Consider the following 21,280-nt stretch of genomic DNA (forward strand, 5'->3'; position numbering starts at 1 on the left):
AATGGAGCCCGGGCACAGCCCGGGCTCCAACTGTCTATGGCATCAGACCTTACTGGTTGGTCGGCTGCGCCACATCCTCGCGGTCGCTGTCGCCGGCCGGCGGAATGGCCTCGCCGCTCGCGGCCGATGCCTCGGTCATCGGCATCACCTTGACGATGGCGCGATTGGAGTCGACGACGTACAGGTTGGTTTCGTCACGGACGTAGCCGTAGCCGTCCATCCCGTCGACCTCCAGCGCGGTGATCTGGTAGGTTCCGGGCAGGGTGCTGCCCTCGGACCAGTCGGCCGTGTCGGCAGCCGGAATGACCTCGCTGCCGGCGACCGTCGCCGGGGTCAGATGCCCCTGCATGGCCATTTCCTGTTCTGCCGTGAGAGACTGCGCGAATGCGCTTCCGGCAAACAGGACACCTGCGGCGGCAACGCCGATTACATACTTCTTCATGAGAGTATTCCTCCGTTCGGGGATCTGTGGGCAAGAACGGTTGTCGGCCCCGATCCGTTCCCCGCAAAATCGTTTGGGGGCTCACAAAATCGGCAAGGCCTGTTCCGACCACGGAGGGAGGGGGAGCGTCACACGCGTGCGTCTACCTCGCGCCTGACCTCGGCGAACACCGCCTGGAACATTTCCGGCGTCAGGCGCCGCGTGTTCGTGTTGTACCGGGAGCAGTGGTAGCTGTCGAAGAGCGAAAACGACCCGAAATCGTGCCTGGCACCGTGTCCGAACGGATAGGAGGCCCGGCGTGCGTCCAGCGCGGTGAGCACCGAGTCGTGGGCGATGCGGCCAAGTGCCACGATCGCCTTGAGCCCGCCGGCCTGCTCGATGGTGGTCGCCAGGAACGGCCGGCAGTTCCGGATTTCCGTGCCGATCGGCTTGTTCTCGGGAGGCACGCAGCGCACGGCATTGGTTATCCGGCAATCGACGAGCTGGAGACCGTCGTCCGGATCGGCGGCGTATGTACCGCGCGCGAAGCCGTAGGTGCCCAGCGTCTCGTAGAGCAGATCGCCGGCGTAGTCGCCGGTGAAGGGCCGGCCGGTCTTGTTCGCACCCTTCAGGCCGGGCGCCAGGCCGACCACGAGGAGCGAGGCGTCGGCTGGACCGAAGCTTGGCACCGGGTTGTTGTAGAATTCGGGATAGGCGATCCGGTTGGCGTCGCGAAACGCCGCCAACCGGTCACAGATCCGGCAGTCGAGCGGAGGCTCGCTCACTGGTCCCTGGTCACGCTCTTCGACGTTCGGCGACTCACGGCTCGGCGTAGTCTTCGTCGTATTCCTCGTCGAACTCCTCGGAGCTCTCACGCTGCTCGCGCTCGACGGCGGCCTGTTCGCGGCGCGCCTGCCGCTCGGCCCGCTGGCCCGGATCGCGTCCGATCAGGCCGGCCAGGTCGGCCAGGTCGACGAAAACGTCGGCCTGCCTGCGCAACTCGTCGGCGATCATCGGCGGCTGCGAGGAGATGGTCGATATGACGGTGACGCGCTTGCCCTTGCGCTGCAAGGCCTCGACGAGCGAGCGGAAGTCGCCGTCGCCGGAGAACAGCACCGCATGATCCAGGCGTTCGACGAGGTCCATCGCGTCGACGGCCAACTCGATGTCCATGTTGCCCTTGACCTTTCGACGGCCGGAGGCGTCATAGAATTCCTTCATCGGTTTGGTGACGACCGTAAACCCGTTGTAGTCAAGCCAATCGATCAGCGGTCGAATCGAGGAGTACTCCTGGTCTTCCGCCATCGCCGTATAGTAATACGCCCGAACCAAATGGCCCTTCTGTTCGAAAAGCCCAAGCAGACGCTTGTAGTCTATGTCGAAGCCAAGCGCACGTGAGGTAGCGTATAGGTTGGCACCGTCTATAAATAATGCGATGCGTTCATGTGCGTAGAATTTCATTGCAAGCCCTTTCGACCTTACACGGCGTAAATTGCTGACTGTGCGCAGACGACTGGATGCCGTTCACACAATCGGACCTGCTTGTGGCGTAATTGTGCCAGGTGAGCATGAGTCCGCCGCCCCCACGGCGATCACTAACCTCTATAGCTGCGATCAATATTGCGCAAGTCGCCGCGAGGGAATTCGCCATGTCGTTTCTACATGCCGGCGTCGCGACGTCTTCGGCCCTGTTCAAGGGAAATTTGGAACGGTGCCCGCCTTGTCAAGTGCCGGGCGAGCGCGTATATGCCGGCATAAATCTCCTTTTCATGGCCCGGAGTTCCCTGTCATGGCCCGCGTGACGGTCGAAGATTGCATAGACAAGGTTGAAAACCGTTTTGAGCTGGTGCTGCTCGCCAGCCACCGCTCCCGAATGATTTCGAATGGAGCATCCATAACGGTCGACCGCGACAACGACAAGAATCCCGTCGTCGCCCTGCGCGAGATCGCCGACCAGACGGTTTCGGCCGAAGATCTCAACGAAGAGCTCATCCATTCGCTGCAGAAGTTCGTCGAGGTCGACGAACCTGAACCCGACACTGTCCCGATGGTCGCGGTCGCCGCCACCGAGACCGCCGAAGGTGGCGAGGACGATAGCATCCAGTTCGACCGCATGTCGGAAGAAGAGCTTCTGAAGGGTCTGGAGGGGCTGACGCCGCCGGACGACCGTGAGTGACCGCGGCGGCAGCATCTGATTCATTCGAACGGCATCCGGCGGGCCGTCCTTCGGCTCGCGGACGGCGTCGCTGCACTGTAGACCGGGAACTGATCCCGGAGGCGGCATGGTAGGCCGCCATGATGCGTCAATACGAGCTGGTCGAGCGCGTAACGAGCTACGACCCTGACGCCGACGAGGCGCTGCTCAATCGCGCCTATGTCTATGCCATGCGGGCGCACGGTTCGCAGAAGCGGGCCTCGGGCGATCCCTACTTCTCCCACCCTCTCGAAGTCGCGGCGATCCTGACCGACCTGAAGCTCGACGACGCGACCATCGCCGCAGCGCTTCTGCACGACACCATCGAGGACACCGACGCCACCCGCGGCGACATCGATTCGCTGTTCGGGGAGGAAATCGGCGCGCTCGTCGACGGCCTGACCAAGATCAAGAAGCTGGATCTGGTCTCCAAACGCGCCGAGCAGGCGGAGAACCTGCGCAAGTTCATGCTCGCGATCTCCCGCGACGTGCGCGTGCTGCTGGTCAAGCTCGCCGACCGGCTGCACAACATGCGGACCCTCGAGTTCGTCCCGGAAGCCAAGCGCAACCGGGTCGCCGAGGAGACCATGGACATCTATGCGCCGCTCGCCGGCCGCATGGGCATCCAGTGGATGCGTGACGAGCTCGAGGAACTCGCCTTCCGACAGCTCAACCGTCGCGCCTATGACATGATCGCCTCCCGCCTTGCGATGATGCACGAGGCGAACCGTGAGGCGATCGATGAAATCGAGACCGCGCTCACCAGGAAGCTCGCCGAAAGCGGCATCGAGGCGACGGTCATCGGCCGGCAGAAGCGGGCCTATTCGATCTGGCGCAAGATGGAGCGCAAGTCGGTCTCCTTCGAGCAGCTCTCGGACATCATCGGTTTCCGGGTCATCGTCGGCACCGTCGACGAGTGCTACCGCACCCTCGGCATCGTCCATACGACCTGGCGCACCGTGCCCGGCCGGTACAAGGACTACATTTCCACCCCGAAGCAGAACGACTACCGCTCGATCCACACCACGGTGATCGGCCCCAGGCACCGCCGCGTCGAATTGCAGATCCGCACCCGCGAGATGCACGAGATCGCCGAGTACGGCATCGCCGCCCACGCCCTCTACAAGGACGGCGTGTCGGTCAAGCCGGTCAACGGAGACGGTCGCCACGGCATCGAGAGCGGCGCGTATCAATGGCTGCGGCGCCTCGTCGAGATGGTGTCGGAGGGCAATACGCCCGAGGAATTCCTCGAGCACACCAAGCTGGAACTGTTCCAGGACCAGGTCTTCTGCTTCACGCCGAAAGGCCGCCTGATTGCACTGCCGCGCGGCGCCAACGCCATCGATTTCGCGTATGCCGTGCACACCGACATCGGCAACACTGCGATCGGCTGCAAGATCAACGGCCGACTCGAGCCGCTGATCAGCGAACTGCACAACGGCGACGAAGTGGAAATCATCGCCTCGCTGGCCCAGACGCCATCTCCCGCCTGGGAGACGATCGCCGTGACCGGCAAGGCCCGCTCGGCCATTCGCCGCGCCACCCGCTCGGCGTCGCGTCAGCAGTATGCGGGGCTTGGCCGACAGATCGTCGCCCGTGCCTTCGAGCGGGCGGGCAAGACCTATTCGGACGAGCGGCTGATGGCGGTGCTGCCGCGCCTTGCCCAGCACAACGTCGAGGATGCGCTCGCTGCCGTCGGGCGCGGCGAGCTTCCCTCCAGGGACGTCGTCAAGGCGCTCTATCCGGACTACAAGGAAGAGCGGCAGCATCGCTCGTCTCCGATCCGCAAGGAAGACGGCTGGTTCGGCATCAAGCGGGCGATGGGCCTCAAGTTCCGGGCCCCGGACGGAGCCACCGGCGACAGGGCGGGCGCCATTCCCATCCGCGGCATACGGGGCGACCTGCCGGTCAAGTTCGCCGAGCACGGCGGCGCCGTGCCGGGCGATCGGATCGTCGGCATCCTGACGCCGGGGGAGGGAATCACGATCTATCCCATCCAGTCGCCGGAACTGAAGACCTTCGACGACTACCCCGAGCGCTGGCTCGACGTGCGCTGGGACATCGACGAGGAGAATCCCGAGCGCTTCCCCGCGCAGATCCTCGTGCGCGCCATGAACGAGCCGGGCACGCTGGCCCAGATCGCGCAGGTGATCGGCGAAAACAGCGCCAACATCGACAACATCAGGATGATCAGCCGGTCGCCGGACTTCCACGAGATGACGATCGAGGTCGAGGTTTGGGACCTCAAGCACCTCAACACGATCATTTCGCTTCTGAAGAGCATCAAGGTAGTCAATACCGTGACGCGGGTGAACGGATAGGGGGACCGATGGACGAGAACGCCGTACTGGACGAATTTCGCGCCGCGGGGGCATTGCTGGAAGGTCATTTCGTGCTCTCGTCCGGGCGCCACAGCCCCGCCTATCTGCAATGCGCGCGCGTGACCATGGATGCCCGGCGCGGCGAGCGGCTGTGCGCCGCGCTGGCCGACCGGCTTCGCGAAAGGTTCCCAGAGGGGTTCGACCTCGTGGTGTCGCCAGCGATGGGCGGGGTGATCGTCGGCTACGAGGTCGGCCGCCAGCTGGGAGTTCCCGCCATTTTCATGGAGCGTGTCGAGGGCAGCTTTGCGCTGCGGCGCGGCTTCGGGATCGAGCCGGGCGCGCGCTGCCTGATGATGGAGGACGTCGTGACGACGGGGCTCTCCTCTCGCGAATGCATCGCCGCGATCGGCGCTGCCGGCGGCAACTGTACGGCTGCGGCGTGCCTCGTCGACCGCTCCGGCGGCACCGCCGATGTCGGCGTGCCGCTGGTGTCTCTGGCAACGATCGAGGTGCCGTCCTATCTCGATGCTGACGTCCCTGCGGAACTTGCCGCGATTCCGATAACGAAGCCGGGCAGCCGGTTTCTCAGATGATTTGCCGGACGGGTAGGGACTTGTGCCAGTCTGGTCGTTTATGAAGGGCTGACAAGCCTTCGGAAGAACCGGTTCGATGCTTTTCGATCGAAGAGTCAAACCACCGCTGAGCGAACGGATCCGCGTCGCCCTCTGGCCGCGACGATCCTGGGGCCGGTCGCTGCGCTATGTGGGCAAGCGCGTCCTGCGACTTTCGGCAACGCCGCATGCCATCGCGGCGGGCTTCGCCGCCGGCGCCATGGTCTCGTTCACGCCATTCGTCGGTTTCCATTTCATCATGGCCGGCGTCTTCGCGTTCCTGCTCGGCGGCAACGTTCTGGCCTCGGCGTTCGGTACCGCCTTCGGCAATCCGCTGACCTTTCCCTTCATCTGGACGTTGTCCTACCGGGTCGGCCGGTGGATCCTCAACGATACCGGACAACATCCGGCGGCCTCGCACCTGGGGGTCGACCTGAGAAGCCAGTCGCTGGAAGTCGTCTGGCCGGTGCTGAAGCCGATGCTGGTTGGAGCCGTACCCCTTGGCGTGATTACCTGGATCGTATTCTATTTCCTGATCCGGTCGCTGGTCCGGTCGTTTCAGGAGGCGCGCCGGCGCCGGCTCGCGGAACACGCCGCCAGGAAAGCAGCAGTCGTCGTGCCGCCGGTTGAGCATGTCGGCGGGGAGTAGGACGATGAACGAGTTTCGTGGGAATGAAGGTTATCTGCGGCTTGGCGTGAACATCGACCACGTCGCCACCATCCGCAACGCCCGCGGCGGTCGCCATCCCGATCCGGTTCGCGCCGCGCACATGGCTGTGGAGGCGGGCGCCGACGGCATCACCGCCCATCTGCGCGAGGATCGCCGGCACATTTCCGACGATGACATTGCCCGCCTCAGCGTCGAGATTGACCGGCCGCTGAACCTGGAGATGGCGGCGACGGAGGAAATGCTGGAGATCGCTCTCAGGCACCGTCCGCACGCCGCCTGCATCGTTCCCGAGAAGCGCGAGGAGCGCACCACCGAGGGCGGCCTGGATGCCGCACGCAGCCACAACCAGCTCAAGCCGATCGTCGCCAGGCTCGCCGACGCCGGCATCCGGGTATCGCTGTTCATCGAACCCGATGCGCGGCAGATGGACGCGGCGGTGTCGCTCGGCGCCCCCGTCGTGGAGATCCACACGGGCCGCTATTGCGAACTGGCTCTTGCCGGCGATGGTCCTGGCCGCGAGGCCGAACTCGGGCGGATTCGTGACGCGGCGGCTTATGCGAACTCGCTCGGTCTGGAGGCGCATGCCGGCCACGGCCTCACCTTCGAGACGGTCGGCGGCGTCGCCGCGATTCCCGGAATCCATGAGCTCAACATCGGCCATTTCCTGATCGGCGAGGCGATCTTCGGCGGCCTCGACTCCGCGATTCGACGTATGCGCGCGGCAATGGATGCCGCTCGTCGCTCCCGGCTGGCGAGCGAGGGCTGAGCGGTCGGGCATGATACTGGGTATCGGCAACGACATCATCGACATACGCCGTATCGAAAAGTCGCTCGATCGCTGGGGCGAACGGTTCATCGACCGCATCTTCACGCCGGTCGAGCGGCAGAAATCGGACCGTCGCCGGTTGCGCGCGGCGTCCTACGCCAAGCGCTTCGCCGCCAAGGAAGCCTGCTCGAAGGCGCTCGGCACGGGCTTTCGCCGCGGCGTCTACTGGCGCGACCTCGGCGTCGTCAATCTGGCCAGCGGCCGTCCCACCATGGAGCTGACCGGCGGCGCGCTGAAGATCCTCGAGGAAATGACGCCGGAAGGATACCGGGCGCGGATTGACGTGACGATCACCGACGACTTCCCGCAGGCGCAGGCGGTGGTGATCATTTCGGCCGTGCCGCTTTGACCTGCCGTCGGCCGGCGTAGGACGACGAGACCCGGCGGCGTGCTGCCGCCTTTTCGCCATCAGGCCCGCGTTGATTGCGGCGAACGGGCGAACCCGCTATACGGTGCTGGACTCCGGCGCCGCCCCTTCCGGAGATTTCATCGATGAGTGTCATGAGCGAAAAGAAGCCCAAGGAGCAGGGCGGGTTCGGCGAAACCGTCCGCGTCGTCATCCACGCCCTCATTTTGGCGTTGATCGTCCGGACTTTCCTGTTCCAGCCGTTCAACATTCCTTCCGGCTCGATGATGCCGACGCTCCTGATCGGCGACTATCTGTTCGTGTCCAAGTTCAGCTACGGATATTCCCGGTATTCCTTTCCGTTCGGGCCGAACCTGTTCTCCGGCCGCATCTGGGCGAGCGAGCCGGATCGCGGCGATGTCGTCGTCTTCAAACTGCCGCGCGACCAGAAGACGGACTACATCAAGCGCGTCATCGGCTTGCCGGGCGACGAGATCCAGGTGCGCGACGGCCTGTTGTACATCAACGGGCAGGAAGTTGAGCGCGAGCGCATCGACGACTTCGTCGAGACCGAGCCGAACGGCTCGACTACCCGTGTCCATCAGTTCCGAGAGACGCTGCCGAACGGGGTCTCCTACAATATCCTCGAGCTCGGCGACAACGGCTTCGGCGACAACACGCCCGTCTACAAGGTGCCCGAGGGCCACTTCTTCATGATGGGCGACAACCGCGACAACTCCACCGACAGCCGCTTCCTCAGCGCCGTCGGCTACGTGCCGTTCGAGAATCTCGTCGGCCGCGCCGATCTGATCTACTTCTCGATCGACGACGACACGCCGCTCTGGGAAGTCTGGAAGTGGCCAACCGAGCTCAGGTTCGGCCGCTTCTTCGACATCGTGCGATGACACAGGGGCCGGCGCCCGCCGGGCTGGCGGCCGGCCTGGCGGAGATCCTCGGTTACAGCTTCGGTGACGAAAGCCTGCTCGTGCAGGCGCTGACCCACGCCAGCGCCGTTCCCGGCGGCGAACGTCTCACCTACCAGAGGCTGGAATTCCTCGGTGACAGCGTGCTCGGTCTCGTCGTCGCGGGCATCGTCTACGAGGCGTTCCCGCAGGCAGACGAGGGGGAGCTGTCGCGTCGGCTCGCCGCGCTGGTGCGCATGGAGACCTGCGCCGACGTCGCCCGCGAGATCGGGCTCGGCGACCATCTCATCCTCGGCGTCGGCGAAGCGCAGACCGGCGGGCGCCGCAAGGACGCGATCCTAGGCGACGTCTGCGAGGCGATAATCGGGGCGATCTACCTGGACGGCGGTCTCGACCCCGCGCGGGGGTTCATTGTCCGGCACTGGGCGGACCGGGTCGACGAGACGTCTCCGCGCCTGAAGGATGCCAAGACGACGCTGCAGGAATGGGCCCACGAGAAGGGCGGGGGCCAGCCGGTCTACCGGCAGCTCGACCGCAGCGGTCCGGATCACGAGCCGGTCTTCACCATCTCCGTCACCGTCGGCGATCTCGAGCCGGCCACCGCGACCGGTTCCAGCAAGCGGACGACGGAGCAGGCCGCCGCCGAGGCGCTGCTGATACGCGAGGGCGTCTGGGAGGCGCGAAGCCATGGTTGAGCCATCCGACTCCGACGCGGTGCCCGCCGGTGCGAGCCGCTGCGGCTTCGTCGCGCTGATCGGTGCACCTAACGCCGGCAAGTCGACGCTGCTCAACCGGCTGATCGGCGCCAAGGTGTCGATAGTCACCCACAAGGTGCAGACGACGCGGGCGCTTGTGCGCGGCATAGCGTTGCGCGGCAACGCCCAGATCGTGTTCGTCGACACGCCCGGCATCTTTTCGCCGCGCCGCCGGCTCGACACCGCGATGGTGCGGTCGGCGTGGTCGGGTGCCGCAGACGCCGATCTCGTCGTGCTGATCGCCGACGCCCGCAAGGGGCTCGACGAGGATGCACGCGACATCGTCGCCCGGCTGGGCGATATCGCGCGCCCGAAGTATCTTGCGCTGAACAAGATCGACGAGATGCGCCGCGACAAGCTGCTCGAGATCTCGGCGCAGTTCAACGAGGCGCACGCCTTCGCGGCGACCTTCATGATCTCGGCGCTGACCGGCGACGGGGTCGACGATCTCTTCGACGCGATCGCCGCGGCGATGCCGGAAGGGCCGTGGCTCTATCCGGAAGACCAGATTTCCGATTTTCCGATGCGCCAGCTCGCCGCCGAGATCACCCGCGAGAAGCTCTACCTGCGCCTGCACCAGGAACTGCCGTACGAATCGCACGTGGAGACGGAGAGCTGGACGGAGCAGAAGAACGGCTCGGTCAGGGTCGAGCAGGTGATCTACGTCGCCCGCGACAGCCAGAAGGGCATCGTGCTGGGCAAGGGTGGCCGGACGATCCGGGAGATCGGGGCCGCGGCCCGCGAGGAACTCGCCGACATCCTCGGCCAGCCGGTCCACCTGTTCCTGTTCGTCAAAGTCCGCGAGCGCTGGGCCGACGATCCCGAGCGCTACCGGGAGCTCGGTCTGGACTTCCCCGGCGACTGACTGACCTGGCGGGCACGATGCCGGTCAGGGACGTGTATGAAGACGCTTTCGGAACCAGTCGGCCAGGTCGGCTTCCCGAATTGTTCCCGCGGCTGCCGCCTCCATTATGTGGACGGCATCGGCGGGCACGAACCTGAGCCTGTATCCGTTGTCGGCCAGGAACAGCCGTGCAACCACCCAGGCCGTCCGCTTGTTGCCGTCGGCGAAGCCATGATTGCGTACAAGACCGAACGCGTAGGCGGCGGCCAGGTCGGCTGCGTCTGCCTGGCGATATGCGGCGAGATTCCTGGCACGGTCCAGGGCCGACTCGATCATCCCGAGGTCGCGGATCCCGTCGGGGCCGCCGTGTTCAGCCAGCAGCCGGTCGTGAACGGCGAAGACCACCGACTGCGATACCCAGTTCCAGGCGGTCACTTCGCCAGGGCGCGAAGGATGTCACGGTCCTCGCCCATGATCTCTTCGGCCCGTTCCATCTGGCGCTCGAAGTCGGGATCGTAGGGTGTTATCCGATATCCGCCGTCGGGGGCTTCAGTAAGATAGACGATATCGCCCTTCTTGACCCGGAGGCGGGCCATCGCCTCCTTGGTCAGGATGAAACCCGAAGACGCGCCGACGGTGGTGACCTTGAATCGAAGCATGCGAGTGCGCTCCTGGCTATATAATGGACATTATATAGTTGGGCGTGGGCGAGTAACAGCCTGCATCTCCTCACTGGACCCGTCGAACGGGACGCTTGTCGATGGAATGGTCTGACGAGGGCATCATCCTTGGTGTGCGCCGGCACGGCGAGACGAGCGCGATCGTCGAGCTGTTCACGCCTGGCCACGGCCGCCACCTTGGGCTGGTGCGCGGCGGACGGTCGCGGCGCATGCAAATCGTTCTCCAACCCGGCAATTCGGTGCGGGCGACCTGGCGCGCGCGCCTCGACGAGCATCTGGGTGCGTTTGCGATCGAGCCGGCCGTATCGCGCGCCGCAACGCTCATGGAGAGCCAGCTTGCGCTCTATGGATACGCGACGCTGGCCGCCCATTTGCGCCTGCTGCCGGAACGCGATCCCCATCCAGAACTCTACATGCGGTTCCTCGACGCGGTGCCGCTGCTGGCCGATCCGCAGGAGGGGCCGCAGACGATCGTCCGCTTCGAACTGGCGCTTCTCGCCGATCTCGGTTTCGGCCTCGACCTTACCGAATGCGCCTCGACGGGAGAGCGGCAGGACCTCGTCTTCGTGTCGCCAAGATCCGGCCGCGCCGTCAGTCGTCAGGCCGGGACCCCCTATGCCGACCGTCTGCTGGCGTTGCCGGACTTCCTCAGGCTCGAGGGCGCGCCGGCCGGACCGGAGGAGGTGGCGGCTGGCTTCGCGCTCACCGGCCACTTCCTGCAGCGCCACGTCTTCGGGGCCCGCCGGATCGATCTGCCGCCCGAGCGCGACCGCCTGATCAGGCGGCTGAGATCCTGATTCGCTGGGCGGCGGGCGCGCTGTCGAGCGGAGGGAACCGGCCGGCGCGGCCGGCGTTGCCCATGCACCGAGCCGATCGGTGCGGAGGTCGACGGGCCGTATTGCGCGAGATTGTTGCCGAAAAGGCACCTCGCGCAAATTTCATTTCGCGACCACGACCCGGTCACGTTTAAAGGTCAATCGATCGCCCGATATTGCCAGGAAACGACCCGGAAAGAATTCGCGGTCAGTATGGTGAACGATTCGTTGTGGAGTATGACCGCAGATGACTGAACTAACGCGTCGCTTTTTTGTTGCCGGCGGCACCGCCGCCGCCGCTGCCGCACTCGCCGGCTGCCAGACCAACACCGCTCCGACACCCGTCGCGGAGGCCGCTCCGAACGTGGCCGGCCCGGACTTCGCGATGATGTACGGGCCGATCAACACGGAGCCGTTCCCGGTGCCGGCGATCGACCCCTATCACCTCGACCCGGCCTTCCGGCGCGAGCTGGTTGCCTATCCGACCTCGCAGCTTCCCGGGACCATCGTCATCGATCCGTATGCGCATTACCTCTATTCGGTCCGCGAGAACGGCATGGCGATGCGCTATGGCGTCGGCGTCGGGCGCGACGGCTTCAGCTGGTCGGGCGATGCCACCATCGAGGCGAAGCGAGAGTGGCCGGACTGGTATCCGCCGAAGGAGATGATCGCGCGCCAGCCGGAGCTCGAGGCGCAGCTCACCGACCTGCAGGGCGGCCGTGGCGTCGCAGGCGGCCCGACGAACCCGCTGGGTGCCCGCGCGATGTACCTCTATCAGAACGGCAAGGACACGCTCTACCGCATCCACGGCACCTACGAGCCCTGGACGATCGGCAAGAGTGTCTCGTCGGGGTGCATTCGCATGGTCAACCAGGACGTCATGGACCTGTATCGCCGAACCCCCATCGGCACCAAGGTCGTGGTTCTGGAGTCCGGCGCCGGCATGGCATAGCGCCGGTCGGCCTTTGCAGTGCGATTGGCCCGCTACTTTCCCAGAAGCGACATGGTGTGCCGCAGGCCGCGGTTCAGCCGCCTGACCGCGAGCAGGACGTTCATCAGCGAGACGACGTCCTGCCACGTGTCGGGGTCCCGTAGCTTGGGCAGAAGCTCGGCTTCGATCGACCGGTAGTAGGGTTCGAGCAACGGCAGGTCCTGCGGCTTGCCGGTCAGCAGCGCATCGCGGACCGCGTCCAGGTTCGCGGCAATCAGCGCGTCGATCTTCCTGAGCTCTCCGGCGGTATCGCGTCCGATGCCGCTTTGCGCCGCGGCTTCGGCGGCGTCCACGATGTTCTCCACGTGGCCGCGCAGCACGGGGAGGATGGCGAGAGCGGTGCGCGCGTCGTCGCCGCCGCCGACAAGTGCGCTTTCCACATGCAATGCCGCGGCCAGGCGGTCGAAGTCCTCGTCAGATCGCCGCAACGTGGCGGCCTTTTCGTCGATCGCCGGGCTCCAGCGACACTCGATGATGCCCTGGAGCGCATCATGCACCATGTCGGCCAGAGCCTTCGTGTAGGTATCGATCGTCTCCATCACCGGACGGCGTGTCGGGATCCGCAGGATCAGGAAGCTCGTCGCGACCGCCAGCGCCGCCCCGATGGCGGTGTCGAGCAACCGGGCGAGGATCAGCGTCTGCGGGGCGTCGGAGAGTTCCAGAAGAAGGACGACGGATGCGGTGATCGCCATCACCATCAGCCGGTAGTTGGCGAACTTGAAGAAGACCACGCTCGGCACCGTGAGAATCAGCAGCGCCACAGTGGGGAACGCGACGAGCACGGCGAGCCAGTAGATGGCCAGTCCCGCGACAAGGCCGATCAGCGTGCCGACCGTCCTGTCGACCGACTTGGCGAGCGTCTCTCCGGTCGACCCCACCATCACGACGACCGCCGTCAGGATCACCCAGTACGGGCGGTCGAGAGCCACGATGTTCACGATGGCGATGGCAAGCAGGGCCGAAACCGCGGCCTGGATTGCAAGGCGCGTGCTCGGCCGGATGCGGAAGGCGCTTCCTGCAGCCGAACTCATCGGCCGGCTCCTTCCCCGCGGGCCAGCGCCGCATCGAGATGTCCTGCCGTCTCCAGAAGGTGCGTCAGCGCTAGCTGCGCGTTGATCAACTGGAAAGGCAGGCGCGTCGACAGGTCGTCCGGGGCCTCGGCGGGATCGAGATCGCGGACGACGCAATCGGCGGCGTCGCCGATGCGCGCGAGGGCGTCCCGCGCCGAGGCGCGGTTATTGGCGTCCGGGCGGGCGAGGGCGGCGGCGACGGCGGCTTTGGCCCCGCTGCACGCCCGGACGGCGGGCGCTCGCGCCGTCGACTCGGTCGCGGCGACGGCGGAGAGGCTGTCGGCGGCGTTTTCCCAAACCCGCGCCAACGTCGCGGCGCAATGGATGATCCTCATGTGGCGGTCGATCCCGGCCGGATTGTACAGGTCGGCCTGCGCCCTGGCCGCGTTGGCGACGTAGAGGAGGTCGTCGATCCGCCGGACCGATGCGGTCACCGCGCCGGGGCTCTCCGTCAGGTCCGCGAGTTCGCCGGCCAGCGCTGCCCGTATCCTGCCTGCTGCCTTTTCGAATGCGCGCGTGAACGCCGTTCTCGGCAGGAACCAGAAGCCGATGGAGACGCAGGCGAACAAGGGCAGCATGCTGGCATGGATGACGCCCGGCGCCGCCACCGATGCGAGGATCTGGCTGATGATGAACGACAGCATCATCACCAGGCCCGCCATCGGCATCGGTTCCGGCCAGCGCCGCGCGTAGAAGCCTGCAAACGCTGCCACGACCATGAAGGTCTCCGAAAGCACCGGCTCATTGCCGATAGCCCCGCCGATCCCCGCCCCGATCGCGATCGCCCCGCCAGCCGCGGCAATTTCCTTGAACGGATGTCGCTCCGCCGTCGGCTTCACGAAGAGCATCGACAGGCAGGTCAGGATGCCGGTGTAGATCGCTCCGAGATAGTTCGACGACGCCGTTGTCAGGACGGCGGACGCCGCGTAGCCGCCAAGTGCGGCGAGCGCAACGATCGCGCTGACGTAGACCGCATACCGCCAGTACGCGCCGTTGGCCGCCAGCCGCTCGAATTCACGCCGCGCCAGGTCGAGCCGGTGCAGCATTGCCGTGAGGCGGCTGGATACGTGATCTCGGTCGTCGCCGGTCGCCATTCCCATCACCCGAATCGGGATCGGCCGGACTATAGCCGCCGCCGGGGGAACGCCAACGCACTTGCCGCAGACAGGTGCGCCGTGGTGGGTCCGCAAGGATTTGGACGCATCTGGCGTTGGCTAAGAAGACCGCCGGTAAGGGGTAGTCCAGTTGCCGGCCGGTCGAGTCGGCGAACGGATGTTGGCCTGGAGGTGCTTGGTAACGGATCCCGTTTCACTGGAATGGTACCGGTCTTGAAACCTCTTACGGGTTTGTGACATTTGCCTTAGTTCGCTGGCAATACATATTCATCTGCCTGTCACAAGTTTGAAAGGAGTCAATTCAATTGACTGGTACTTGCATTTGGTTGATTGTACTTGGAATTCCTGAATAACCATCCGGGGCCTGCGATGACGAATTCCTGTTCAGTTGCCCATGGAAGACTTCGCCGGCTGGCGATCGCCGGGATGGCTGGTCTCGCCGTCTTCGGCGTGCAGTTCGGCCCCGTCGGAAAGGCTTCCGCACAAGACGGTGCGCCGCCCTCCGGTGCCTCGGAGATATTCGCGACGACCTATGACTACGTCGCAAACTTCTATCCGCTCTGGTTCACCTACTATCAGTGGCTTTATTCCTCGGACAACCGTTTCGCAGGTCCCGAGAAGGTCACGCCGCTCTACCAGATCGTCGTCGCGATCAACGTCGATACCATCTACGCGAGCTCCGTCATGGATCTCGCGAACCAGCCTGTCCTTGTGACCCTGCCGCCGACGAAGACGAGGTATTCGATCCTCTCGCTGGACCCGTTCGGGACCATCCTCGACATCGATATCGAACCCGAGGCTGGCACCTATGTCTTCGTCGGGCCGGGCTACGACGGGCCGGTGCCGATCGGGCTGAAGACCGTCGAGATGCCTCTCGACACCTCTTTCCTGATCATCCGGGCGGACAAGTATTCCGAAACCGGCCAGGACCTGACACGGCAGGCCGAGCGCTTTCGCAAGCGGCTGACCACCCAGACGCTCAGCGACTTCATGGCCGGCGAGACGCCGGAGCCCGCGCTGGTCCTGCCGGAGGCCGCATTCGCGATCCCCTTCAAGACGGTCGCCGACTTCATGGTCGCGTACATGCCGGTCGAGTTTCTCAAGCTCATGCAGAACGCCGTTCACGCGACCGACTACGACTACTCGGCCCACGAGCAGGCTCTGTCGGACAAGTTCGATTCCCTGTTTGGAACGGGATCGCCGAACCTCGCCGAGCGTCTCGAATTCGAGGCCGGCACGCGGGCGGCCCACAAGTCGATCGTCAATCGCTACCTGAAAACCCGCGGCGCGACCAACTGGACCCACTTCACCAACATCGGCGACTGGGGTCCCCGGGTGATCGACCGGGCGGCCATTACGGAGTTCTGCCAGTACTGCAACGGCATCGGGACCGCCGCCTACTACCATGCCTTCTACGACAACCGCGGCCGAGCGCTCGACGGGTCGAAGAAGAAGGGCTACGTCCTGCGGATCCCGAAGAAGAAGCTTCCGGACGTGTCGCGGTTCTGGTCGCTGACCGCCTATACGCCCGACTCCGTCGAACTGGTCGACAACCCGGCCGACAAGTACGTGGTGGCCAGCTATACGCCGGGCCTGCAGTACAACGCCAACGGCTCGCTGACGCTCTATCTCGCGCAGACGAAGCCGTCCGGCGTGCCGAAGGCAAACTGGCTGCCCGTTTCGGAGGGCGAGTTCAACGTCATGCTGCGGCTCTATGGCCCGCAGGGCGACGTTTCCAATTACCTGCCGCCGGCCATCAGGAGATAGCGGCCTGAATTGAAATGCCGTTTGCGTGGTCCCGGACTCGCCGGAAGATCGCGGTTCGCCACTGTTTCATGTCGTGCTACCTTCAGCGAACCAACGGCTTGGTGAGGGGCATAGCCGGGCTGTGCGGACGGACGCGAAGGGAAGCGGCCTCGGCTCCGGTTCGACGGCTGCGCCAAGTGTTTGCGCCAATCGAATGTGAAACCGGGGAGGAGGTGACCATGCGGTCCCGAACTGCCAGCAGTGGCTTGAGTTGCCTTGTTCCCGGCCGCAAGACGCTGGCGGTTGTCTGTCTTGCCGCGGCTTTCGCCGGCGCTTCCGCAGCGCCAGCACTCGCCAGGACGCTGCGCGGCACCGTCATGAGCGGAACGGACGGGGCGAGCCCGCTCGCTGGCTACGCGGTATCGGTGTTCGGCGCCTATCCGCACGATACGCGCCCCGAGTGGCTCTTCCTGGGTGGCGGCGAGAGCAACAAGTCCGGCAAGTATCGCGTGACCTACGAATTGCCGACCGGAACGCGCTACAGGAATGCGCCGGTTCTCTTCGTCCTCGCCCGGAAGAAGTCGGCCATGCTCGCGGCCGTTCTGCCGGCAGGCAAGGGCGGCGGCCGGGCAACGCTCAACGAACTGACGACGGTCGCCGCGGGAACAGCCGAGGCTCAGTTCATTGTCGAAGGCGTGACGAGTTTCGGGCTCCCCGAAGGACCGAAAGTGCTCGGCAACAAGTACGGCGTCATCAACGCCGCGATGATGGCCGGCAATCTGGCCAACCCGAGAACCGGCGCGATCGGCGCCATGCTTGCAGAAATCCCGAACGGGCCGGACAAGGACAGCTACAAGGCGTTCCTCTCGATGGCGAACGCAGTTGGGGCCTGCGTCCAGTCGAACAGGCGGTGCAAAAAGCTGTTCGATGCCACGACGCCCCCTGGAGGTTCGGCACCGGTGTCGGTGCTACAGGCGATCGCCAATATCGCCAGGTACCCGTCCTATCCGGGCTACGAGACCAATTCCCCGGCGGACCCGCTCTACGTCCTCTCGAAGAAGGGCAGCGTCTATGCCGGGGCACTGACGACGCGCCCGACCAACTGGCTGCTCTACCTGAAGGTCACGGGCGGCAACTACGAGAAGCAGAACGCCAGCAACGCGATGAGCGGTCCGGGCAACATTGCCATCAGCCCGAAGGGGGTCGTTTGGGTAAACGACAACTTCATCCCGGAAAAGCCTCTTGTACCGGCCTGCGCGGGTGAGCGTCTGCTCAAGTTCAGCCCGTCCGCGACGCTTGAGGACATCTACTTCGGCGGCGGCCTCAGCGGCGCGGGATACGGCATCCTCATGGCGCCGGACAACAAGATCTGGGTCAGCAATTTCGGCTTCGAGGCGGTCGCCTGTGCCGAAGACAAGAGCACGGCCGCAGACCACAAGAGCTTTTCCGTGTTCAAGCCCTCCGGCAAGGCGGTCTCGCCGGACAAGGGCTACCGGAACGGCTATGTCTACTGGCCGCAGGGGATGGCGACGGATGCCGACGGCAATGTGTGGATGGCAAATTGCCGGAACGATTCGGCGACGCTGATCGTCGGCGGCGATCACACCAACGCTATCAACACGCGGCTGAAGGGTGGTGTCGACGTGTTCCCCTATCCCGGTGATGCGGTTCCGCCCGGCACGGAAGACCCCGCACTGGTCAAGCCTTTCGGTCTCGCCCTCGACAACCGCAACAGGGCCTGGGTGGTCGGCAACATCGCCGAAACATTGTCGGTGATCGATACCGACGGCACCCTGATCAGGACGATCGAGAACCCAACCATTGGTGACAAGCTGCTCAAGCGCCCGATGGGCAATGCCGCAGACAGCATGGGCAACATCTGGGTCGCCAACTCCGACAAGATCAATGTCCCCTGTCCGCCGCCGATCGAGAACATAGCCGACGGCGACGATCCGTCGGTGGCGATGTTCGACCCGGACACGTTCGAAGGAACGGTCTATCGCGGCGGCGGGCTTACGTTGCCGTGGGGCATCATCGTCGACGGATCGGATACCGTCTGGGTCTTCAATTTCGGCGCCGAGTTCGATCCGCCCTATATCGGCAACGAGGTTCTTCCCGACACGCCGATCTCCCGCTTCTGCGGTGCCAGTGCGCAGAAGTGCCCGCAAAGCAGAACCAAAGGCGTCCTTTCGACCGGCGACCCCATTTCGCCGGAGACGGGCTACACCAGCGACGTGTTCGAGAGAATCACGGCGGGAAAGGTTGATCGCTCGGGCAACATCTTCGTGACGACCAACTTCAAGAAGATCGTGGATCCGGCCGTCAGTCCGGGCGGCAATTCGATCATCGTGGTGGTCGGCGCGGCGACCCCGGTAAAGACGCCGCTGATCGGCACGCCGCGGCACTTCGACTGACCACATCCGATCATTCGGGTGGCGGCAAGTCCTCTCCATCGTCTGCGCGGGCGGAACAGGGCGATCATGAACGGGGAAATCCCGACTGATTGATCGGGGTCGACGCTGACTCAGCGCCGGGCCCGAACGTGATCGGCCGCTCCGGGTTTGAGAAAGCCTGCGGGATTCAGCCCCAAACCCCTCGTGCCGCGGCGTTTGGGCTTCCCGGAATCGTGCGATTCTGGTACCCCTCGGCCATGTCAGCACAAACGCCCCCGCCGCCGCCCGAAGGCGGCATCGAGCCGATCGACCTGCGCCAGGCGCTCGAGGAGCGCTACCTGTCCTATGCGCTGTCGACGATCACCCATCGCGCGCTGCCGGACGTGCGCGACGGGCTGAAGCCGGTGCATCGGCGGCTGCTCTACGCGATGCGGCTCCTCAAGCTCGATCCCGATGCCGGGTTCAAGAAATGCGCCCGCGTCGTCGGCGACGTGATGGGCAAGTTCCACCCGCACGGCGACCAGGCGATCTACGACGCCATGGTACGCCTCGCCCAGGACTTCTCGGTGCGCTATCCGCTCGTCGAGGGGCAGGGTAACTTCGGCAACATCGACGGCGATAACGCCGCGGCGATGCGCTACACCGAGGCCCGTCTGACCCGCGTCGCGCAGCTGCTGCTCGACGGCATCGACGAGGATGCCGTCGACTTCCGCGAGACCTATGACGGCGAGGAGAAGGAGCCGGTGGTCCTGCCGGGCGCCTTCCCGAACCTGCTCGCCAACGGCTCGTCGGGGATCGCCGTCGGCATGGCGACGAGCATCCCGCCACACAACGCCGCCGAACTGTGCGATGCCGCCTTGCATCTCATCAAATATCCCAATGCGTCGGTCGAAACCCTCGCGAAGATGGTCAGGGGGCCGGACTTCCCGACCGGTGGGGTGCTGGTCGAACCGCACGACTCGATCGTCGAGAGCTACCGGACCGGGCGCGGCTCGTTCCGGCTGCGGGCCCGCTGGGAAACCGAGGACCAGGGCCGGGGGACGTGGGTGGCCGTCGTCACCGAGATTCCCTACCAGGTGCAGAAGGGCAAGCTGATCGAGAAGATCGCCGAACTGCTGACCGCGCGCCGCCTGCCGCTGCTCGCCGACATCCGCGACGAGTCGGCCGACGACGTCCGCATCGTGCTCGAGCCGAAGAGCCGCAGCGTCGATCCGGCGCTGCTGATGGAATCGCTCTTCAAGCTGACCGACCTGGAAAGCCGGGTGTCGCTCAACATGAACGTGCTGAGCCGGGGCCGGGTGCCGATCGTGCTCGGCCTGTCGGATGTCCTGCGCGAGTGGCTCGACCATCGCCGCGAGGTGCTGGTGCGGCGCTCCAACCACCGGCTGGCGAAGATCGCCCACCGCCTCGAGGTGCTCGGCGGTTATCTGGTCGCCTACCTGAACCTCGACGAGGTGATCCGCATCATCCGCGAGGAGGACGAGCCGAAGGCCGAACTGATGCGCACGTTCTCGCTGACCGACGTGCAGGCCGAGGCGATTCTCAACATGCGCCTGCGCTCGCTGCGCAAGCTCGAGGAAATGGAGATCCGCACCGAGCACGAGACGCTGTCTGCGGAGCAGGCCGAGTTGCAGGCGCTCGTCGCCGACGAGACCGCCCAGTGGGGAAAGGTCGGGGCCGAGATCAGGGCGATCCGCAAGGAGTTCGGCCCGGACACGCCGCTCGGCCGCCGTCATACCGACATCGCCGACGCCTCCGACCTGCCCAGCGCCGATGCGCTGGACGAGCTCAAGGAAGCCCTGATCGAGAAGGAGCCGGTGACCGTCATCCTGTCCGAAAAGGGTTGGATCCGCGCGCTGAAGGGACACCAGGCGGACACCTCGGCGCTCACCTTCAAGAGCGGCGACCGGCTGAAGTTCGCCATCCATGCCCAGACCACCGACAGGATCCTGCTGTTTGCGACCGACGGCCGGTTCTTCACGCTGGGCGCCGACAAGCTGCCGGGCGGGCGCGGTCATGGCGAGCCGGTTCGGCTGATGGTCGATATGGCCGAGACGCACGACATCGTCGCAGCCTTCGTCCACGATGCCTCCCGCAAGCTGCTGGTGGCGACCACCGAGGGGCGTGGCTTCGTGGTGCCGGAATCCGACATCGTCGCTAACACCCGCAAGGGCAGGCAGGTCCTGAACGTCAGTCCGCCGCAGGAGGCAAGCCTGTGCGTGCCTGCCGCCGGCGACACCGTCGCGGTGATCGGCGAGAACCGGAAGCTGCTTGTCTTCCCGTTGACGGAAATACCGGAAATGACTCGCGGAAAGGGCGTCCGCCTGCAGCGCTATAAGGACGGCGGCCTCGCCGACGCGAAGGTGTTCACGCTTGCCGAAGGTCTGAGCTGGATCGATTCCTCCGGCCGCACCTGGACGGTCAGGGAGCTCGACGAATGGCGCGGCGCCCGCGCCCAGGCCGGCCGCCTGCCGCCGAAGGGCTTCCCGAAGACCAACCGGTTCGGAAAGGACGGGCTGGACTAGGGTTCGCCGAGCCTCGGCGCCACCACTACCGTCC

21 protein-coding genes are annotated in these 21,280 nt (G+C 65.3%); 14 read left to right on the plus strand and 7 right to left on the minus strand.

What is annotated here, in order from left to right; translation table 11 throughout:
* Positions 1-49 precede the first annotated feature (49 nt).
* The 3 genes from V3328_RS19390 to V3328_RS19400 all read right to left on the minus strand — a co-directional run bounded on the left by V3328_RS19390 (position 50) and on the right by V3328_RS19400 (position 1,882).
* Positions 50-442: a hypothetical protein gene (locus tag V3328_RS19390; RefSeq protein ID WP_340331365.1), complete on the minus strand. Its 393-nt coding sequence runs from the start codon at positions 440-442 to the stop codon at positions 50-52.
* Positions 443-570: 128 nt separating this feature from the next.
* Positions 571-1,206 (minus strand): uracil-DNA glycosylase, encoded by a 636-nt coding sequence (locus tag V3328_RS19395; protein ID WP_340331366.1) that lies wholly within the window; start codon positions 1,204-1,206, stop codon positions 571-573.
* A 34-nt stretch (positions 1,207-1,240) separates the two neighbouring features.
* Positions 1,241-1,882 carry a LabA-like NYN domain-containing protein gene (locus V3328_RS19400; protein ID WP_340331367.1) on the minus strand — a complete coding sequence of 214 codons (642 nt, stop codon included), beginning with the start codon at positions 1,880-1,882 and terminating at the stop codon, positions 1,241-1,243.
* Positions 1,883-2,210: 328 nt separating this feature from the next.
* Between V3328_RS19400 and rpoZ the strand changes: the two genes are divergently transcribed.
* From rpoZ to era, 9 genes are all read left to right on the plus strand, one after another.
* Positions 2,211-2,597 carry a DNA-directed RNA polymerase subunit omega gene (gene rpoZ / locus V3328_RS19405; RefSeq protein ID WP_340331368.1) on the plus strand — a complete coding sequence of 129 codons (387 nt, stop codon included), beginning with the start codon at positions 2,211-2,213 and terminating at the stop codon, positions 2,595-2,597.
* A gap of 119 nt (positions 2,598-2,716) precedes the next feature.
* On the plus strand, positions 2,717-4,936 hold the full coding sequence (locus V3328_RS19410; protein WP_340331369.1) for a RelA/SpoT family protein: 2,220 nt from the start codon (positions 2,717-2,719) through the stop codon (positions 4,934-4,936).
* A gap of 8 nt (positions 4,937-4,944) precedes the next feature.
* Complete coding sequence (gene pyrE, locus V3328_RS19415; RefSeq protein WP_340331370.1) at positions 4,945-5,529, plus strand: orotate phosphoribosyltransferase; 585 nt, start codon at positions 4,945-4,947, stop codon at positions 5,527-5,529.
* A gap of 76 nt (positions 5,530-5,605) precedes the next feature.
* Positions 5,606-6,196, plus strand: coding sequence for a DUF2062 domain-containing protein (locus V3328_RS19420; RefSeq protein ID WP_340331371.1), 591 nt, complete (start codon positions 5,606-5,608; stop codon positions 6,194-6,196).
* A 4-nt stretch (positions 6,197-6,200) separates the two neighbouring features.
* Positions 6,201-6,983, plus strand: a complete 783-nt coding sequence (locus tag V3328_RS19425; RefSeq protein WP_340331372.1) for a pyridoxine 5'-phosphate synthase — start codon at positions 6,201-6,203, stop codon at positions 6,981-6,983.
* A 10-nt stretch (positions 6,984-6,993) separates the two neighbouring features.
* Complete coding sequence (gene acpS / locus V3328_RS19430; RefSeq protein ID WP_340331373.1) at positions 6,994-7,392, plus strand: holo-ACP synthase; 399 nt, start codon at positions 6,994-6,996, stop codon at positions 7,390-7,392.
* Between the two features lie 143 nt (positions 7,393-7,535).
* Positions 7,536-8,294: a signal peptidase I gene (gene lepB / locus V3328_RS19435; RefSeq protein WP_340331374.1), complete on the plus strand. Its 759-nt coding sequence runs from the start codon at positions 7,536-7,538 to the stop codon at positions 8,292-8,294.
* A complete protein-coding gene (gene rnc / locus V3328_RS19440) occupies positions 8,291-9,007 on the plus strand; it encodes a ribonuclease III (RefSeq protein ID WP_340331375.1) in 717 nt (238 codons plus the stop codon). Before lepB ends, rnc begins: the two co-directional genes overlap by 4 nt.
* Positions 9,000-9,932, plus strand: coding sequence for a GTPase Era (gene era, locus V3328_RS19445; protein WP_340331376.1), 933 nt, complete (start codon positions 9,000-9,002; stop codon positions 9,930-9,932). The genes rnc and era overlap by 8 nt, the downstream gene beginning before the upstream one ends.
* Positions 9,933-9,956: 24 nt before the next feature.
* Here era and V3328_RS19450 read toward each other — a convergent pair whose 3' ends face one another.
* Together V3328_RS19450 and V3328_RS19455 are read right to left on the minus strand one after the other, a co-directional pair.
* A complete protein-coding gene (locus tag V3328_RS19450; RefSeq protein WP_340331377.1) occupies positions 9,957-10,346 on the minus strand; it encodes a type II toxin-antitoxin system death-on-curing family toxin in 390 nt (129 codons plus the stop codon).
* Positions 10,343-10,570, minus strand: coding sequence for an AbrB/MazE/SpoVT family DNA-binding domain-containing protein (locus tag V3328_RS19455; protein WP_340331378.1), 228 nt, complete (start codon positions 10,568-10,570; stop codon positions 10,343-10,345). The genes V3328_RS19450 and V3328_RS19455 overlap by 4 nt, the downstream gene beginning before the upstream one ends.
* 101 nt (positions 10,571-10,671) lie before the next feature.
* Between V3328_RS19455 and recO the strand changes: the two genes are divergently transcribed.
* Together recO and V3328_RS19465 are read left to right on the plus strand one after the other, a co-directional pair.
* On the plus strand, positions 10,672-11,388 hold the full coding sequence (gene recO / locus V3328_RS19460; RefSeq protein WP_340331379.1) for a DNA repair protein RecO: 717 nt from the start codon (positions 10,672-10,674) through the stop codon (positions 11,386-11,388).
* A gap of 265 nt (positions 11,389-11,653) precedes the next feature.
* On the plus strand, positions 11,654-12,358 hold the full coding sequence (locus V3328_RS19465; protein ID WP_340331380.1) for a L,D-transpeptidase: 705 nt from the start codon (positions 11,654-11,656) through the stop codon (positions 12,356-12,358).
* 32 nt (positions 12,359-12,390) lie between these two features.
* Here V3328_RS19465 and V3328_RS19470 read toward each other — a convergent pair whose 3' ends face one another.
* Both V3328_RS19470 and V3328_RS19475 read right to left on the minus strand, forming a co-directional pair.
* On the minus strand, positions 12,391-13,428 hold the full coding sequence (locus tag V3328_RS19470) for an FUSC family protein (RefSeq protein ID WP_340331381.1): 1,038 nt from the start codon (positions 13,426-13,428) through the stop codon (positions 12,391-12,393).
* The gene (locus tag V3328_RS19475) at positions 13,425-14,561 is read right to left on the minus strand and encodes a hypothetical protein (protein ID WP_340331382.1); all 1,137 of its coding nucleotides are present in this window, start codon (positions 14,559-14,561) and stop codon (positions 13,425-13,427) included. Before V3328_RS19475 ends, V3328_RS19470 begins: the two co-directional genes overlap by 4 nt.
* Positions 14,562-15,008: 447 nt before the next feature.
* Between V3328_RS19475 and V3328_RS19480 the strand changes: the two genes are divergently transcribed.
* From V3328_RS19480 to parC, 3 genes are all read left to right on the plus strand, one after another.
* A complete protein-coding gene (locus V3328_RS19480; protein ID WP_340331383.1) occupies positions 15,009-16,349 on the plus strand; it encodes a DUF1214 domain-containing protein in 1,341 nt (446 codons plus the stop codon).
* Between the two features lie 218 nt (positions 16,350-16,567).
* Positions 16,568-18,742 carry a Vgb family protein gene (locus tag V3328_RS19485; RefSeq protein WP_340331384.1) on the plus strand — a complete coding sequence of 725 codons (2,175 nt, stop codon included), beginning with the start codon at positions 16,568-16,570 and terminating at the stop codon, positions 18,740-18,742.
* Between the two features lie 236 nt (positions 18,743-18,978).
* Entirely contained in the window at positions 18,979-21,246 is a 2,268-nt protein-coding gene (gene parC, locus V3328_RS19490; RefSeq protein ID WP_340331385.1) for a DNA topoisomerase IV subunit A, read from the plus strand.
* Positions 21,247-21,280 lie beyond the last annotated feature (34 nt).

The sequence above is a fragment of the Microbaculum marinum genome (genome assembly GCF_037855135.1).
Lineage (GTDB): Bacteria > Pseudomonadota > Alphaproteobacteria > Rhizobiales > Tepidamorphaceae > Microbaculum > Microbaculum marinum.

What these genes read in the sequence shown, in the direction of transcription:
- V3328_RS19390 (WP_340331365.1), bottom strand. Translation starts at nt 442, where the DNA reads ATGAAGAAGTATGTAATCGGCGTTGCCGCCGCAGGTGTCCTGTTTGCC.
- V3328_RS19400 (WP_340331367.1), bottom strand. Translation starts at nt 1,882, where the DNA reads ATGAAATTCTACGCACATGAACGCATCGCATTATTTATAGACGGTGCC.
- rpoZ (WP_340331368.1), top strand. Translation starts at nt 2,211, where the DNA reads ATGGCCCGCGTGACGGTCGAAGATTGCATAGACAAGGTTGAAAACCGT.
- V3328_RS19410 (WP_340331369.1), top strand. Translation starts at nt 2,717, where the DNA reads ATGATGCGTCAATACGAGCTGGTCGAGCGCGTAACGAGCTACGACCCT.
- pyrE (WP_340331370.1), top strand. Translation starts at nt 4,945, where the DNA reads ATGGACGAGAACGCCGTACTGGACGAATTTCGCGCCGCGGGGGCATTG.
- V3328_RS19420 (WP_340331371.1), top strand. Translation starts at nt 5,606, where the DNA reads ATGCTTTTCGATCGAAGAGTCAAACCACCGCTGAGCGAACGGATCCGC.
- V3328_RS19425 (WP_340331372.1), top strand. Translation starts at nt 6,201, where the DNA reads ATGAACGAGTTTCGTGGGAATGAAGGTTATCTGCGGCTTGGCGTGAAC.
- acpS (WP_340331373.1), top strand. Translation starts at nt 6,994, where the DNA reads ATGATACTGGGTATCGGCAACGACATCATCGACATACGCCGTATCGAA.
- lepB (WP_340331374.1), top strand. Translation starts at nt 7,536, where the DNA reads ATGAGTGTCATGAGCGAAAAGAAGCCCAAGGAGCAGGGCGGGTTCGGC.
- rnc (WP_340331375.1), top strand. Translation starts at nt 8,291, where the DNA reads ATGACACAGGGGCCGGCGCCCGCCGGGCTGGCGGCCGGCCTGGCGGAG.
- era (WP_340331376.1), top strand. Translation starts at nt 9,000, where the DNA reads ATGGTTGAGCCATCCGACTCCGACGCGGTGCCCGCCGGTGCGAGCCGC.
- V3328_RS19455 (WP_340331378.1), bottom strand. Translation starts at nt 10,570, where the DNA reads ATGCTTCGATTCAAGGTCACCACCGTCGGCGCGTCTTCGGGTTTCATC.
- recO (WP_340331379.1), top strand. Translation starts at nt 10,672, where the DNA reads ATGGAATGGTCTGACGAGGGCATCATCCTTGGTGTGCGCCGGCACGGC.
- V3328_RS19465 (WP_340331380.1), top strand. Translation starts at nt 11,654, where the DNA reads ATGACTGAACTAACGCGTCGCTTTTTTGTTGCCGGCGGCACCGCCGCC.
- V3328_RS19470 (WP_340331381.1), bottom strand. Translation starts at nt 13,428, where the DNA reads ATGAGTTCGGCTGCAGGAAGCGCCTTCCGCATCCGGCCGAGCACGCGC.
- V3328_RS19475 (WP_340331382.1), bottom strand. Translation starts at nt 14,561, where the DNA reads ATGGCGACCGGCGACGACCGAGATCACGTATCCAGCCGCCTCACGGCA.
- V3328_RS19480 (WP_340331383.1), top strand. Translation starts at nt 15,009, where the DNA reads ATGGCTGGTCTCGCCGTCTTCGGCGTGCAGTTCGGCCCCGTCGGAAAG.
- V3328_RS19485 (WP_340331384.1), top strand. Translation starts at nt 16,568, where the DNA reads ATGCGGTCCCGAACTGCCAGCAGTGGCTTGAGTTGCCTTGTTCCCGGC.
- parC (WP_340331385.1), top strand. Translation starts at nt 18,979, where the DNA reads ATGTCAGCACAAACGCCCCCGCCGCCGCCCGAAGGCGGCATCGAGCCG.